This is a genomic window from Niallia sp. FSL W8-0177 (assembly GCF_038006285.1).
Lineage (GTDB): Bacteria > Bacillota > Bacilli > Bacillales > Cytobacillaceae > Niallia > Niallia circulans_A.
Genome location: NZ_JBBOUX010000001.1, coordinates 1,137,150 through 1,152,219 on the forward strand (window position 1 = coordinate 1,137,150; position 15,070 = coordinate 1,152,219).

Here is a 15,070-nt window from a genome sequence, read left to right on the forward strand (position 1 = left end):
TTATTATGCGAATTCTTATTGAACTTTATCCTAAACAGCTAATGGAATAAAAAGCAAGCAGCCTAAATATAGAAACAAAAGTGCAGCAGGAAATCGAAGTATTTAGGCTGTATGCTCAAACTAGAATAAGATTAAAATCTTATTCTAATAGAAGCGAGAGGAAAGGAAGTAGGGCGTATGGAAACTGTTCCCGCTACGAAAAATGTAAAACAAATGAAATTAAAAAACTCCAGAAGTACATCCTTTGCACCATGGCTATTTTTAGCCCCTCATTTGATCATTTTTGGAGTGTTTTTTCTTATTCCAATCTTTTTTGGAATTTATATTTCTTTTACAGAATGGGATTTAATTAGTTCGCCAATTTTTGTTGGATTGGATAATTACAAAGAATTATTACTTCAACCAGACTCCGTCTTTTATGAACAACTTCATAATGGGTTGAAAAATACCTTTTTATTTGTTCTATTTACTGTCCCATTTTGTATTATTGTACCTCTGCTTCTTGCAGCAGCTTTGAACACAAAACCAGTTCTATGGAAAGTATTTCAGTCTTTATTCTATTTACCATCATTGTTTGCAATTTCTGCTGTCATCATTATTTGGGGGCTTATGTTTAATGTAACATATGGTCCAATTAATAATATTTTCAATCTGGAAACCGTTTGGACTGGTACTCAGCCATATGCATGGATTGCATTGGTAGCAGTAACAGTTTGGTGGACGATTGGAGGAAATATGATCATTTACCAAGCGGCATTGAATGGTATTCCGAAAGATTATTATGAAGCGGCAGATATTGATGGCGCATCTCCTTTTCAGAAGTTTATGAAAATTACCCTTCCGAGCATTAGAGGTCAAATTCTATATACGGTTGTTATTACAACCATTGCTCAATTTAATGTTTATGGACAGCCGTTGATGTTAACAGGTGGCGGTCCAACAGATTCAACAAGGGTGTTATTAATGGATATTCAGCAAAATGCCTTTGGTTCAGGTCAATCAATTGCGGGGATCTCGTCGGCGATGGCTGTTATTCTTGGACTTTGTATAATGGTTGTTGCATCATTACAATTCTTTTTCTTGAGAGAGAAGAAGAATTAATTAAAGGAGGAAGAGTATGAGCAGTAAAAGAATCAATCCACTACCTAAAATAATCGGGTTTGCCTTTTTGCTTATCATGGCTGTGATTTGGATTATTCCTTTATTATGGGGAGTTGTAACCTCCTTTAAATCAGAGATAGAACTACAAACAGTAGGCTTTAAATTTCTTCCCATTGAATGGGTACTGACAAATTACACGACTTTATTAGTTGATAATACAAGTACACCATTGGTTCGTTGGTTTACAAATTCAGTTGTTATTTCTGTGTCACACACATTATTAGTATTAATTGTGGTGACATTATCAGCCTTCGCTTTTAGTAGATTGAATTTTAGAGGGAAAAATGGTTTGTTTGCCTTTTTAATGGCAACGATGATGTTTCCTGGTGTAGTAAATCTTATTCCTCTCTATAAAATCATCGATATTCTTGGTTGGGTAAATTCTCCGATTGCGATGATTGTTCCAGGCGCAGCAGGTGTATTCAATATTTTTCTAGTTAGACAATTTATGAATAATATTCCTCTCGAATTTGATGAAGCAGCTCGTATGGATGGGGCAAGTGATTTTCAAATTTTAGGTAAGGTAATTTTGCCTTTGATCAAACCGGTTCTCCTTGTTGTTGCCTTATTTTCCTTTACAGGATCATGGAATGACTTTTTATGGCCATCAATTGTTTTTAATGATATAGAAAAAATGCCGATCACACCGGGGCTGCAGCTATTGCAAGGGATGTATCAAGCACAGCCAACCTTATTAATGGCAGGCGCATTGGTTGCGATAATTCCCACCTTTATCCTGTACCTATTCGCACAGAAATATTTCTTAGAATCAATGTCCTTATCAGCTGGAGTGAAAGGATAATGAATAGAAAACTAGAAAGAAATTTAGTGAGAATAGTAGGCGTTTGGCAAATCGTTGATGGACTTATTACGATCCTGCTATATGGAACAGTAAAAAAGGTAGAAGGTGCTAAGCTTGTGGAGGACTCGGCTTTTGTCTATATAAAAGCGATGGAATCTTATGTTGGAAGTATCTATATATTCATTGGTATGTTTGGGGCTTTATTAATTGGTCTAGGATTAATAAATTTAGTCTGTGCCAAGAAATATATGATAGATGATCAAGTTCATGTAAAGGTTGCCGTATGGCTGTTTGTATGTGGAGCACTATCCTATATCATCATGGATATTATCAGTCTAGTTTTATGTATGTCAGCGGGTATTTTAGTTTTAGCAAAAAATAAATCTATTCGAAAAATAAATAGGACAATAAATAAACGAGTCGGAGGTATAAATTAATGAATGTATTGCATCCAAATCCTCAGTTTCACAGAGTGGAATGGGTTTCTTTAGATGGAAAATGGAAATTTGCGTTTGATGATAAAAAAGTGGGAGACAAAGAGAGATGGTATGACTCTTTTCCAGAAAGCCAAACAATCAATGTGCCGTTTACTTATGAGACGAAAGCGAGCGGCGTCAATCAGCAAGAACATCATGAAACAGTATGGTATGAAAGAACAATCGTAATCGATGATACAAAGAAGCATCCAATTGTCCATTTTGAAGGAGTAGATTATGAGGCTTTTATCTATGTAAATGGGAATCTTGCCACGATCCATCAAGGAGGTTACCATGGTTTTTCTGTGGATGTAACTGACTTTGTAACAACTGGAGAGAATAAACTAACTATTAAAGTCAAAGATTCAAAGGATTGTGCACAACCAAGAGGAAAACAGCGCTGGCATGATGAGAATTTTGGCTGCTGGTATGTTCAGACAACAGGAATATGGAAATCCGTTTGGTTGGAATATGTAAATGAGTTTCACTTAAATCATGCGAAAATTACACCATTATTTGATGCCCAACAAGTAGCGATTGAAGTAGAAACAAAAGGAATTCCGCTAACGGCAGATGGCTATAAAATAGTGGCATCCATCCAATTTGACGATAAAGTAATCAATGAATTAACAGCTAATATAATTGATAATGCAGCGTCCCTTACTGGAAGTGTATTAGAAAGACTGGATCCATGGACAATGAAAGTATGGAGTCCAGAAAGCCCTAAATTATATGATTTGACGCTTAAATTGTACCACCATGATGAATTACTGGATGAAATTCACTCTTATTTTGGTATGCGCAAGATATCTATTGAAGGAAATAGAATTCTTCTTAATAATAGAGAGTTATATCAACGCTTAATTTTGGATCAAGGCTACTGGGAAGAATCAGATTTAACACCACCAAGTGTTGCGGCGTTGGAAGAAGATATCGATAAAATATTAGAGTTGGGATATAACGGAGTTCGTAAGCACCAAAAAGTAGAAGACAGCAGATTTTTATATTTAGCAGATAAGAAAGGGCTTCTTGTCTGGCTGGAAGTTGGTTCAACGTATGGCTTTAGTGACAAAGCAGTCCGCAATTTTACCCATGAATGGCTGGAAATTGTGAAGCAAAATTACAACCATCCGAGTGTGATTACATGGGTGCCATTTAATGAATCGTGGGGCATTGGCGATATCCATCATGATAAGCAGCAACAAGCTTTTACGGAAAGTATCTATCATTTAACTAAAGCGTATGATCGTAATCGCCCTGTTATCACAAATGATGGCTGGGAACATACTATTTCCGATATTATCACCCTTCATGACTATGAGGAATATGGAGCGTTGCTTGCAAGTAGATATAAAGACAGCGACAAGTTAATGTCAAATGGCATCCAGTTCAATAAAGGTTTTTATGCTTTTGCAGATGGTTATCCGTATAAAGGACAGCCAATAGTTATTTCAGAGTTTGGCGGAATCGCTTTCCAAACAGAGGAAGGTTGGGGCTATGGGAATCAAGTGAAGGATGAAGAAGCGTTCTTTAAACGTTTTGAAGACATCCACCATGCAGTTCAGGATTTAGAATACGTATGTGGTTATTGTTATACACAACTAACCGATGTCCAACAAGAAGTAAATGGCTTACTTACAATCGATCGGAAGCCAAAAGTTTCTGTAGAGAGAGTAAGACAAGTAAATACCCGAAGATTATAATCATAGGAGTGTATACGATGACGAGACAAGAATATCCCCGTCCGCAGTTCGTACGTGACCAGTGGATTAACTTAAATGGAACTTGGCAATTTCAGTTTGACGATAAGAATGTTGGTGAACAAGAGCAATATTTTAATAAAGAAACACTGGATAAAGAAATACAAGTACCGTTTGTTTACCAATCTAAGTTAAGTGGAATTGGGGAAAGAACCATTCATGAATATGTATGGTATAAGAAAGAAGTAGTGATTCCTAAATACGCAGATAAACGAACGATCTTGCATTTTGGTGCAGTAGATTACTATTGCAAGGTATACGTGAACGGAAAATTTGTGGGAGACCATGAAGGCGGGCATACTTCATTCTCATTTGATATTTCGAATTATTTATTAGACGAAAACCAAAGTATTACTGTTAAAGTCTATGATCCTATCAAAGATGAAACCATTCCACGAGGGAAGCAGTTCTGGGAAGAAGAACCAAGGGCGATTTGGTATACGAATTCTACAGGGATTTGGCAGACGGTCTGGGTGGAACAAGTAAATAATGATTATCTGGAAAAAGTTCGATTTACTCCTGATCTAGACCGCGGTGTCGTCTGGATGGATTTTGATTTAAATAAAGAAGCAGAAATATCAAAAGCGAATTATTATGTGAAATACAAAATAAGTTTTAAGAATATTTTAATTGCGGAAGATCGAATTAAAATGAATAATCTTGCGGAAAAACGTGCGGTTGATATTATCCAAAATAAAATCTTTCGCACAAATTTTCACGATAGCGGCTATACTTGGTCACCGGAACACCCAAATGTATTTAACGTATCTATCGAACTTTGTGATGAAAAAGGAATCGTTTTAGATAAAGTACAATCTTATTTCGGCTATCGAAAAGTTCATACAGAAAATGGTATGGTTTATTTAAACAATAAACCATATTATCAAAAGCTGGTTCTTGATCAAGGTTATTGGCCAGAGGGGCTTTTAACGGCGCCGAAAGCAGAAGATTATAAAAAGGATATAGAATTAGCGAAAGAAATGGGATTCAATGGCTGTAGAAAGCATCAAAAAACAGAAGATCCTCTCTTCATGTATTATGCAGATACATTAGGTTTTCTAGTATGGGGAGAATGTGCATCTGCTCCTGTTTATACAAAAGAAGCGGCGACAAGATTAATGAAGGAATGGATGGAAATAGTCGATCGTGACTATAATCACCCTTCTATCGTTACTTGGGTTCCCTTAAATGAAAGCTGGGGTATTCCGGATATTCATCATGATAAAAAACAACAGCATTTCTCTACAACCATGTATCACATGCTCCATGCTATTGATGGTACACGTCTGGTTATCTCAAATGATGGCTGGGAAGCAACCGTTACAGATATCTGTGCGATTCATAACTACGGTCATGGAAATGCCGATGAAAAAGCGAAGTATCAATACTTCAAAGAGTCCATATCTACAGTTGATAATTTACTTACACATTCACATAGTAAATGGGAAGTGTATGCAGAAAACCACTCCCACCAAGGAGAACCAATCCTGTTAACAGAATTCGGAGGCATCACCTTTAAAATCGGCGAACAAAGCGGTTGGGGCTACACTTCTGTGGAGAACGCAGAAGATTATATAACAGAATACCGCAAAATCATGGAAGCAATCTTTCAATCAAAGGGATTATGGGGCTATTGCTATACGCAGCTGACAGATGTTGAACAAGAAATTAATGGGATTTTAACGTATAATCGGATTCCAAAATGCGATTTATCCAAGATTAATGAACTGAATAATCTCTTCTTTCCCGAGCGATTGGCGATTAAAGGGAAGGCGGCTAATGGAGGCATAAACTAACTAGATAATCTGTAAAGACCAACAATCTCTCATTTAGCTATTAGCTAATGGTTATTTTCTAATGCTGGTTGTTGCTGGTTTAAATGTAGTCATGTTTAAAAACTAATTTGTTCCAAACTATACTTATCAACAGTAATATGTTAAAATGTTCAAGGCTCATGACAGCGAAAATGATGGATGGTTTCAAGTTATCCTGAGTTTCCTGACATGGGTTTTTATTTTGTCCGCTCAAAAAATAGTAACGAACGAATTAATTTCCAAAAGGAATACATAGCTATTTAGTAGCAGGGTTTGATAAAATACAAAAAGGAATGAGTTTTAGCATAGGCTGTTTGTCTGAACAATAATGGCAAGACTGTCTTCGATTAATACTAGCAAACCTTTAATCGACTATCTCTCTTAACGTTTGGAGGAAATAATGTGGCAGTAAAACAAATTGTAATGTACCCGGATCCGGTGTTAGAAATACCATGCGCGGAAGTTACAGTCTTTGATAAAAAATTAGCAAAGTTATTAAACGATATGTATGATACAATGATTGAATTTGACGGAGTAGGACTAGCTGCTCCACAAATCGGTATATCGAAACGCATTGCTGTAGTAGATATTGATGATGATATGGGTACACTGGAATTAATTAATCCCAAATTATTAGAAGTAAATGGCTCTCAAGTTGGTCCCGAAGGATGTTTAAGTTTCCCGGGATTATTCGGAGATGTCGAAAGACCATTGTCTATTACAGTAGAGGCGCAAAATAGAAAAGGAAAAAAATATATAATAGAAGCAGAAGAATATTTAGCACGAGCAATTTTACATGAAATGGATCATTTAGATGGAGTGCTATTTACATCAAAGGTAATTCGCTATCTAGAGGAAGATGAGCTAGAAGGAGTGGAAGCAAATGACTAAAGTAGTGTTTATGGGAACCCCGGATTTCTCTGTTCCTGTATTACAAAGATTATTAGAAGAAAAGTATGAAGTAATTGCGGTTGTGACACAGCCTGATCGTCCTGTGGGCAGAAAAAAGGTGTTAACCCCGCCGCCAGTAAAGGTAGAAGCTCTAAAACATGATATCCCTGTCTATCAACCAGAGAAGATTCGTCAATCAGACGAGCTGAAAGCTATTATCTCTTTGAACCCGGATATTATTGTGACTGCTGCGTTCGGTCAAATTTTGCCAAAAGAGCTATTAGATGCACCAAAATTCGGCTGTGTGAATGTTCATGCGTCCTTGCTTCCTGAATTAAGAGGAGGAGCTCCAATTCATTACAGTATTTTACAAGGAAAAGAAAAAACCGGTATTACGATTATGTATATGGCGGAGAAGTTGGATGCTGGTGATATTATTTCAGTTGCGGAAGTGGAAATTGAAGAAGAAGATACAGTAGGGACACTGCATGATAAATTAAGTCGTGTCGGAAGTGATTTATTAGCGGAAACTTTGCCTAAACTGTTAGCAGGAGAAATTACACCAATTCCGCAAAATGATGAGGAGGCGACGTTTGCGCCAAATCTGAAGCGTTCGGACGAACAAATTGACTGGACTGTTTCTGGAGAAGAAATTTACAATAAAATACGTGGACTAAATCCTTGGCCAGTAGCTTTCACTCTTTATCAAGGAAAGGTGATGAAAGTATGGGCGGGGAAGAAAGTGGCGAAAAAGAAAGATGCCGCTCCTGGAACGATTGTCGACATAACAGATCAAGGTCCAATTGTGGCAACAGGTAATGACACATACATTCAATTAACAGAAGTACAACCAGCGGGCAAGAAGAAAATGGACATCAGCGAATTCTTACGTGGGGCTGGCAGTAAAATGCAAGTAAATGAGATATTAGGAGTTACGAATGAAGAAAACTAAAAAAAATGTGCGAGAAGCAGCATTAGATATTTTGGAAGGTATACAAAAAAATCAAGCGTATAGTAACTTATTGCTAAATACGACGATTAAGAAAAATGAGATTCCATCTAAAGATATCGGTTTGTTAACAGAAATTGTTTATGGAACGCTGCAACGAAAAATGACCCTTGAATTTTATCTACGTCCTTTCCTCAATAAAGGAAAGAAAATAGAAGAGTGGGTTTATATTCTTCTGCAGATGACTGTCTATCAAATTGTTTATTTAGATCGTATTCCCGATCATGCTGCCATAAATGAAGCAGTAGAAATTGCTAAAAAAAGGGGTCATAAAGGAATAAGCGGCTTTGTAAATGCTGTACTAAGAAATATGCAAAGACAAGGCTTGCCATCCTTTCATGAGATTCAAGATGAAATAGAACGACTTTCCATTGAAACAAGTCATCCAACTTGGCTTGTAAAAAGATGGGTCGAGCAGCTTGGTGTAGAAGAAGCGAAAAAAATGTGCGAAATTAATCTAACAGCACCGATGCAAACTGCAAGGGTTAATACAACAAAGGTTTCTGTAACGGAATGTATAGAACTTTTAACAGAAGAAGGATTTCAAGTAGAAGCAAGTGAGGTAATTCCAGAAGGGATTAAAGTTTTAAAGGGAAATATCGCTCATTCATCTGCTTATGAAAAAGGGCTGCTGACGATTCAAGATGAAAGCTCGATGATTGTTGCTTATGCACTAGATTTAGACAAACCTTATTCCGTATTGGATGCTTGTGCAGCTCCAGGTGGTAAATCTACTCATATTGCAGAGAAGATGAATAAGGACGGCAACATCCTTTCTATTGACCTTCATGACCATAAAGTAAAGCTGATTAAGCAAAATGCAGACCGCTTAAATTTACCAACGATTGAAACGAAGGCAATGGATTCAAGAAAGCTGGACAAAAGCTTGGAGCAAGAAAGCTTTGATCGAATTCTGTTAGATGCACCATGTTCAGGGTTTGGCGTAATGAGAAGAAAGCCAGATATGAAATATACAAAAACAGAAGCAGATGTCGATCGGCTGCAGAAAATTCAGTTGGATTTACTAGCATCTGTTTCCCTGCTTTTAAAAAAAGGTGGAATATTAGTATATAGTACCTGTACCATTGATAAAGCAGAGAATGAAGAAGTGGTGGAGAAATTCTTAGCTGCCAATACGCAGTTTGAGAGAGATAGTACATTGGCAGATCGTCTGCCTCAAGATGTAAAGAATTACGCAGAAGGAAATGAATTACAGATATTACCGCAATATTTTGGCTCAGATGGCTTTTATATTGCAGCATTAAGAAAGAAGGTGCAATGATGGAACAAGTAAAAACATCATCAAGAAGAAGACAAAAAGCAGAACCAACTATTCCCTCGATATACTCAATGGAATTGCAAGCACTAAAGGATTGGCTGACAGCGCATAATGAAAAGGCGTTTCGTGCGGATCAAATTTTTGAATGGCTATATAAAAAGAGAGTAACCTCTTTTGAAGACATGTCTAACTTATCGAAAAATTTACGTTTAATGCTTCAGGAAAATTTTACGATTACAACATTAAATACGCTTATTCAGCAAACATCAAATGATGGGACTATTAAATTTTTATTTGAATTACATGATGGATATTCCATTGAAACAGTTTTAATGCGCCATGATTATGGTAATTCTGTTTGTGTAACAACCCAAGTTGGCTGTCGAATCGGCTGTACTTTCTGTGCTTCTACATTAGGTGGATTAAAAAGAAACTTAGAAGCAGGAGAAATCGTTGCACAAGTCGTAAAAGTACAACAGGCATTAGATGAATTAGGCGAACGTGTAAGTTCAGTTGTTATTATGGGAATTGGGGAACCATTTGATAACTTTACTAGTATGTTAAGTTTCCTCAAAATTATTAACCATGAACAAGCATTAAATATTGGAGCAAGACATATCACTGTGTCAACCAGTGGGATTATCCCGAAAATTTATGAATTTGCGGATCAAAATATGCAAATTAATTTCGCGGTTTCCCTGCACGCGCCAAACACAGAGTTAAGAAGCAGACTAATGCCAATTAACAGAGCGTATAAATTACCTGATTTAATTGAAGCTATCCGCTACTATGTGGATAAAACAGGTAGACGTGTAAGTTTTGAGTATGGTTTGTTTGGGAACGTAAATGATCAAGTTGAGCATGCGGAAGAGTTAGCTGAGCTTGTGAAAGGAATCAAGTGTCACGTAAACTTAATTCCTGTTAACTATGTACCAGAAAGAGATTATGTAAGAACACCGAAGGATCAAATCTTTTTATTTGAAAAAACGTTAAAGAAACATGGAGTAAATGTAACAATCCGTCGTGAGCAAGGTTCAGATATCGATGCTGCATGTGGACAGCTTCGTGCGAAGGAGAGAAAAGAAGAGACGAGGTGATCACCTTTGAGTCAAATTTTTATGACTGATAAGGGGAAAGTTAGACAACATAATGAGGATAGTGGAGCAATTATTAGAAATAAAAGCGGTCAACGCCTTGCCATCGTAGCTGATGGCATGGGTGGACACCGTGCAGGTGACGTTGCAAGCTCACTCACTGTTGAGAAACTGACAGAACTTTGGACAATGGTTGAGGAAATTAAAACAGCAGATGAGGCAGAAAACTGGTTGGAATCCAATATTTTAGAGGTCAATCAATATGTTTTCGATTATGCTTCCACCCATCCAGAATGTGAAGGCATGGGTACTACTATTATAGGGGTAATCAGTACGGAAAATTTTGCGACGATTGCTCATGTGGGAGACAGTCGGTGCTATCTTTATAACGAAGATGGCTTTAAACAAATTACAGAAGATCATTCCTTAGTAAATGAATTAGTTCGCATGGGCCAAATTTCGAAAGAAGATGCAGAGCATCATCCCAGAAAAAATGTTGTTTTGAGAGCGCTTGGAACAGATGCTCAGTTAAATATTGATGTGATGACCATTATATTTGAAGAAGGCGACATCATATTTATTTGTTCTGATGGACTATCGAACAAAGTAACGGATCAACAAATAAAAGAGATTCTTGAAAAAGAGATTACATTAGAAGAAAAGGCTTCTACTTTAATCGAAACTGCCAATATAAATGGCGGAGAAGATAATATTACGGTCGTTATTTTGGAGTATGGGGATGGTCATCAAGCAGGTGAAGGGCAATGATGATTGGAAAAAGAATAAGTGGCCGTTATAAAGTCTTAGAGATGATTGGCGGAGGTGGAATGGCAAACGTCTACCTTGCGCATGACATGATTTTAGATCGAGATGTAGCAGTGAAGATGCTAAGACTCGATTATGTCAATGATGAGGAGTTTATTAAACGATTTCATCGCGAGGCGCAATCTGCTACAAGCTTAGCTCATCCGAATGTCGTCAATATATATGATGTAGGAGAAGAAGGAGACATCTATTATATTGTTATGGAATATGTGGAAGGCGATACACTGAAACAATACATACATAAAAACTCACCACTTTCTGTAGAGACAGTTATCGCAATTATGCAACAAATAACATCAGCAATCGCACATGCACATCAAAATAATATAATCCATCGCGATATAAAACCGCATAATATTTTAATAGATAAAGAAGGAAAAGTAAAAGTAACCGATTTTGGAATTGCGATGGCGTTAAGTGCGACAAGCATCACGCAAACAAATTCTGTGCTAGGCTCTGTTCATTATTTATCACCAGAACAAGCTCGTGGTGGAATGGCGAATAAAAAATCTGATATTTACTCTCTTGGGATTGTAATGTTTGAATTATTAACAGGGAGATTGCCTTTTTCTGGTGAATCAGCTGTTTCGATTGCTTTAAAGCATTTGCAGTCTGAAACTCCTAGTGTTAGAAGATGGAATGAAGCGATCCCGCAAAGTGTGGAGAATATCGTCTTAAAAGCTACTGCGAAAGATCCTTTTTATCGGTATAATAGTATGGAAGAAATGTCAGAGGATTTGCAAACAGCTTTAAATTTAGAGAGACTAGATGAACCCAAGTTTGCAATACCAGTTGATGACGAAGCAACAAAAGCAATTCCGGTTATTACAAATGATGGTTTATATAAAAATTTTGATGAGACGATTATTCATACAAATGAAAAAGAAGATCAAGGAAAAACCTTGGTAAAGGAATCTCCAAAAAAGAAAGAAAAGAAAGAGAAAAAGAAGAAAGCTAAGAAAAAGGGAAAGAAAATTGCTGCGATTATTATTTCAACCTTTCTCGCCTTGCTATTAATAATGGGACTAGTATTATTTCTTCTGCCAGATTTACTTGCACCAGAAGATATAGTTGTTTCTGATGTCGCTGGTTTAGAATTAGATAAAGCAAAGACAACGCTCGAAGAAAAAGGCTTCGTAGTGTCTGATACTATTACCTTAAATAGTGATGATGTGGAAAAAGGTCATGTTATTAAAACAAGTCCTAGTGCAGGCAGCGCGCGAAGAGAAGGGACAGAAATTACTATTTATGAAAGTCTTGGAAAAGAGACGGTCGTTCTCAGTGATTATGTAGGAAGAAAATATGATGATGTGGTGAAACTATTAGAATCAGAAGGATTCGATTTTAAAGATATTGAGCCTATCGAAGTATTTGATGATAGTGAACCAGGAACAATATTAGAACAAAATATTAAGCCAAAAGAGGAAGTAGTACCAAGTGAAACATCATTAGAATTTACAATTAGTAAAGGTGCACAATTGATTAGTGTCAAGGATTTATCGGATTATACGAAAAAAGAAGTAAATGACTATGTGGACGATGTTGGTTTAACGGTAACTTTTAAGGAAGAATATAGTGACACAGTGGAAAAAGGTCTAGTCATTTCTCAAACGCCTGAAGCTCGTACTAATTTGAAAAAAGGAGCAGAAATTACTGTTGTTCTTTCTAAAGGAAAAAAAGAAGTCCAACCGAAAGAAGTAATGAAAGAAATATCTATTCCATATGAACCGACGGAAATGACTGCTGATGGGAAGCCGGTCGAACAAACAGTAAGAATATATATTGGTGATTTTAATAATAGTATGACAGAACCAGCTGAAACATTTAAGATTACCGAAAATACTAAAAAGACAATCTATCTGCAAATTCCTGAAGGGCAAAAAGGATATTATCGAGTGCAGATTGACAGTGTGGTCATTCTTGATGAAGAGGTTCCTTATCCTAACTAGTAATTGGTTTGAATTAAGCAAGAAAGGGAATGCTTTTTAAGTAGGTAGTTTCTAATAAGCTGTCGTTTTTTTAATAGTTTTTAGAGACACGCAAGAACTTTTATAAGCGAGTTGAAGTAAGTAAGGAGCGTTATATTTATGCCTAAAGGCAAAATTATTAAAGCGTTAAGTGGATTTTATTATGTATTAAGTGAGGGGCAATTAATACAGTGTCGCGGTCGAGGCGTTTTTCGAAAAAATAAGATAACTCCTTTAGTAGGCGATGAAGTCGTTTTTCAGGCAGAGAACGCAACAGATGGCTATATTCTAGAAGTAAACGAAAGAAAAAATGAATTAGTTAGACCACCGATTGCCAATGTGGATCAAGCAATTCTTGTCTTTTCTAGTGTGGAACCTGATTTTAGTACTGCATTATTAGATCGTTTTCTAGTATTAATTGAATACAATAGAATTGATCCGGTAATCTGTATGACAAAAATGGATTTAGCAAGTAGTGAGGTGGTTGAAAAGATGAAGGAGTACGCAGCACAATATGAAGCTGTGGGGTATCCTGTCATTTTAACCTCTTCTGAAACCGAAGCGGGTATAGGACAGCTGCTGCCTTATTTAAAGGATAAAATATCGGTATTTGCCGGACAATCGGGAGTAGGAAAGTCTTCTTTGTTAAATGTAATTAGACCTGATTTAGACTTAAAGACAAATGAAATCTCCTCCAGTTTAGGAAGAGGAAAGCATACAACAAGACATGTAGAGCTTATCTCAATTGGAGATGGACTTGTCGCAGATACACCTGGCTTTAGTTCACTGGAGTTTCTAGAAATTGAAGGAGAAGATTTAAATTATTGTTTTCCTGAAATAGAAAAAACAAGCGAAAACTGTAAGTTTAGGGGCTGTCTACATCTTTCAGAACCAAAATGTGCAGTGAAAGAAGCGGTAGAAAATAATGAAATTCCAACTTATCGTTATGAGCACTATAAAGATTTCTTACAAGAAATTAGAGATCGAAAACCGAAGTATTAGTTTTTTCTGATTAGGAGAGAATTCTATATTCCATTTTGGGAGCTTGGGGAGAGATGAGAAGACCGGGCATATACACCTAAAAACGATTGAATTCTTGGAAATCACATCTCAATAGACTTTTACTTATTTTGTATTTACAGCCTTAAAGCAGATTCTTTCTATATAGCCGTTTGGACTATTTATCTGGATTGATTAGTAATCAAAGTAGATAAAGAAGACAAAGGCATATAAAAAAGGATCTGTATTTTTGTATAGAAAAGTAATAAGAGGAGGAGAAATATGATTGTTCATATTATGGCTGGAGGACCAAAGCAGTATATTCCTAATTTAGATAACTATTCAAAAGATATTTGCTGGATAGGTGTGGATAGAGGTGTTATGTATTTAATCGAAAGATCCTTGCCGATTTATGCTGCTTTTGGTGACTTTGATTCTATTTCGGAAACAGAACTGCATGCGATGGAGGAAAAAACAGGGATTATTAAACGTTTTAAACCAGAAAAAGATGAAACAGACATGGAACTTGCTCTTTTATGGGCTATTAAAGAAGGTGCAACGACTATTCGGTTATTTGGTGCGACAGGGGGAAGACTCGACCACACAATCGCAAATCTGCAGCTATTACTACGAGAAGCGTTAGACAATAAGCATATTCAACTAGAAATAATCGATAAACAAAACAGCGTATCTGTTGTACAAGCAGGATCTTATACGGTAAAAAAACTGGAGGAATATAAATATATTTCATTTTTCCCATATAGTACAAAGATTGTAGGTCTATCTTTAGAAGGTTTTAAATACCCTTTAGTAAGGAGAAATCTTCCTGCTAGCAGCACATTGTGTATTAGTAATGAACTAATTCGAGAAACTGGTACTTTTTCCTTTGAAGAAGGCATATTAATGGTAATAAGAAGTTGTGATTAAAATCTGATAAATGATGGTACTAATAATTTTTATCTTAATAGGAAATGTGAGTGCTAGCGATGTTTA

The 15,070-nt window shown here is 36.4% G+C and carries 13 protein-coding genes; all 13 read left to right on the forward strand.

What is annotated here, in order from left to right; all coding sequences use genetic code 11:
- The first annotated feature begins 177 nt into the window (after positions 1–177).
- The gene (locus NST77_RS05400; protein ID WP_328587979.1) at positions 178–1,101 is read left to right on the forward strand and encodes a carbohydrate ABC transporter permease; all 924 of its coding nucleotides are present in this window, start codon (positions 178–180) and stop codon (positions 1,099–1,101) included.
- 16 nt (positions 1,102–1,117) lie between these two features.
- Positions 1,118–1,963 (forward strand): carbohydrate ABC transporter permease, encoded by an 846-nt coding sequence (locus NST77_RS05405; protein ID WP_095329129.1) that lies wholly within the window; start codon positions 1,118–1,120, stop codon positions 1,961–1,963.
- Positions 1,963–2,400, forward strand: a complete 438-nt coding sequence (locus NST77_RS05410; RefSeq protein ID WP_095329130.1) for a hypothetical protein — start codon at positions 1,963–1,965, stop codon at positions 2,398–2,400. Before NST77_RS05405 ends, NST77_RS05410 begins: the two co-directional genes overlap by 1 nt.
- Positions 2,400–4,142: a glycoside hydrolase family 2 protein gene (locus tag NST77_RS05415; protein ID WP_095329131.1), complete on the forward strand. Its 1,743-nt coding sequence runs from the start codon at positions 2,400–2,402 to the stop codon at positions 4,140–4,142. The genes NST77_RS05410 and NST77_RS05415 overlap by 1 nt, the downstream gene beginning before the upstream one ends.
- Before the next feature lie 17 nt (positions 4,143–4,159).
- Entirely contained in the window at positions 4,160–5,995 is a 1,836-nt protein-coding gene (locus tag NST77_RS05420) for a glycoside hydrolase family 2 protein (protein WP_341122773.1), read from the forward strand.
- Positions 5,996–6,415: 420 nt separating this feature from the next.
- Positions 6,416–6,904, forward strand: a complete 489-nt coding sequence (gene def / locus NST77_RS05425) for a peptide deformylase (RefSeq protein ID WP_095329133.1) — start codon at positions 6,416–6,418, stop codon at positions 6,902–6,904.
- Complete coding sequence (fmt, locus tag NST77_RS05430) at positions 6,897–7,856, forward strand: methionyl-tRNA formyltransferase (RefSeq protein ID WP_095329134.1); 960 nt, start codon at positions 6,897–6,899, stop codon at positions 7,854–7,856. The genes def and fmt overlap by 8 nt, the downstream gene beginning before the upstream one ends.
- Positions 7,843–9,195 carry a 16S rRNA (cytosine(967)-C(5))-methyltransferase RsmB gene (gene rsmB / locus NST77_RS05435; RefSeq protein WP_163184948.1) on the forward strand — a complete coding sequence of 451 codons (1,353 nt, stop codon included), beginning with the start codon at positions 7,843–7,845 and terminating at the stop codon, positions 9,193–9,195. The genes fmt and rsmB overlap by 14 nt, the downstream gene beginning before the upstream one ends.
- A complete protein-coding gene (gene rlmN / locus NST77_RS05440) occupies positions 9,192–10,289 on the forward strand; it encodes a 23S rRNA (adenine(2503)-C(2))-methyltransferase RlmN (protein WP_095329136.1) in 1,098 nt (365 codons plus the stop codon). Before rsmB ends, rlmN begins: the two co-directional genes overlap by 4 nt.
- A gap of 6 nt (positions 10,290–10,295) precedes the next feature.
- On the forward strand, positions 10,296–11,054 hold the full coding sequence (locus NST77_RS05445) for a Stp1/IreP family PP2C-type Ser/Thr phosphatase (protein ID WP_095329137.1): 759 nt from the start codon (positions 10,296–10,298) through the stop codon (positions 11,052–11,054).
- Positions 11,054–13,060 carry a Stk1 family PASTA domain-containing Ser/Thr kinase gene (gene pknB / locus NST77_RS05450; protein WP_445668905.1) on the forward strand — a complete coding sequence of 669 codons (2,007 nt, stop codon included), beginning with the start codon at positions 11,054–11,056 and terminating at the stop codon, positions 13,058–13,060. The genes NST77_RS05445 and pknB overlap by 1 nt, the downstream gene beginning before the upstream one ends.
- 138 nt (positions 13,061–13,198) lie before the next feature.
- Positions 13,199–14,080, forward strand: a complete 882-nt coding sequence (rsgA, locus tag NST77_RS05455; protein ID WP_249878742.1) for a ribosome small subunit-dependent GTPase A — start codon at positions 13,199–13,201, stop codon at positions 14,078–14,080.
- Positions 14,081–14,359: 279 nt separating this feature from the next.
- Positions 14,360–15,004: a thiamine diphosphokinase gene (locus NST77_RS05460; protein WP_249878741.1), complete on the forward strand. Its 645-nt coding sequence runs from the start codon at positions 14,360–14,362 to the stop codon at positions 15,002–15,004.
- Positions 15,005–15,070: the final 66 nt, after the last annotated feature.

Bases quoted from the DNA above. Each gene is read 5' to 3' on its own strand.
- fmt (WP_095329134.1), top strand. From the start codon at position 6,897: ATGACTAAAGTAGTGTTTATGGGAACCCCGGATTTCTCTGTTCCTGTA.
- NST77_RS05400 (WP_328587979.1), top strand. From the start codon at position 178: ATGGAAACTGTTCCCGCTACGAAAAATGTAAAACAAATGAAATTAAAA.
- pknB (WP_445668905.1), top strand. From the start codon at position 11,054: ATGATTGGAAAAAGAATAAGTGGCCGTTATAAAGTCTTAGAGATGATT.
- NST77_RS05420 (WP_341122773.1), top strand. From the start codon at position 4,160: ATGACGAGACAAGAATATCCCCGTCCGCAGTTCGTACGTGACCAGTGG.
- NST77_RS05415 (WP_095329131.1), top strand. From the start codon at position 2,400: ATGAATGTATTGCATCCAAATCCTCAGTTTCACAGAGTGGAATGGGTT.
- rlmN (WP_095329136.1), top strand. From the start codon at position 9,192: ATGATGGAACAAGTAAAAACATCATCAAGAAGAAGACAAAAAGCAGAA.
- rsmB (WP_163184948.1), top strand. From the start codon at position 7,843: ATGAAGAAAACTAAAAAAAATGTGCGAGAAGCAGCATTAGATATTTTG.
- NST77_RS05460 (WP_249878741.1), top strand. From the start codon at position 14,360: ATGATTGTTCATATTATGGCTGGAGGACCAAAGCAGTATATTCCTAAT.
- NST77_RS05410 (WP_095329130.1), top strand. From the start codon at position 1,963: ATGAATAGAAAACTAGAAAGAAATTTAGTGAGAATAGTAGGCGTTTGG.
- rsgA (WP_249878742.1), top strand. From the start codon at position 13,199: ATGCCTAAAGGCAAAATTATTAAAGCGTTAAGTGGATTTTATTATGTA.
- NST77_RS05405 (WP_095329129.1), top strand. From the start codon at position 1,118: ATGAGCAGTAAAAGAATCAATCCACTACCTAAAATAATCGGGTTTGCC.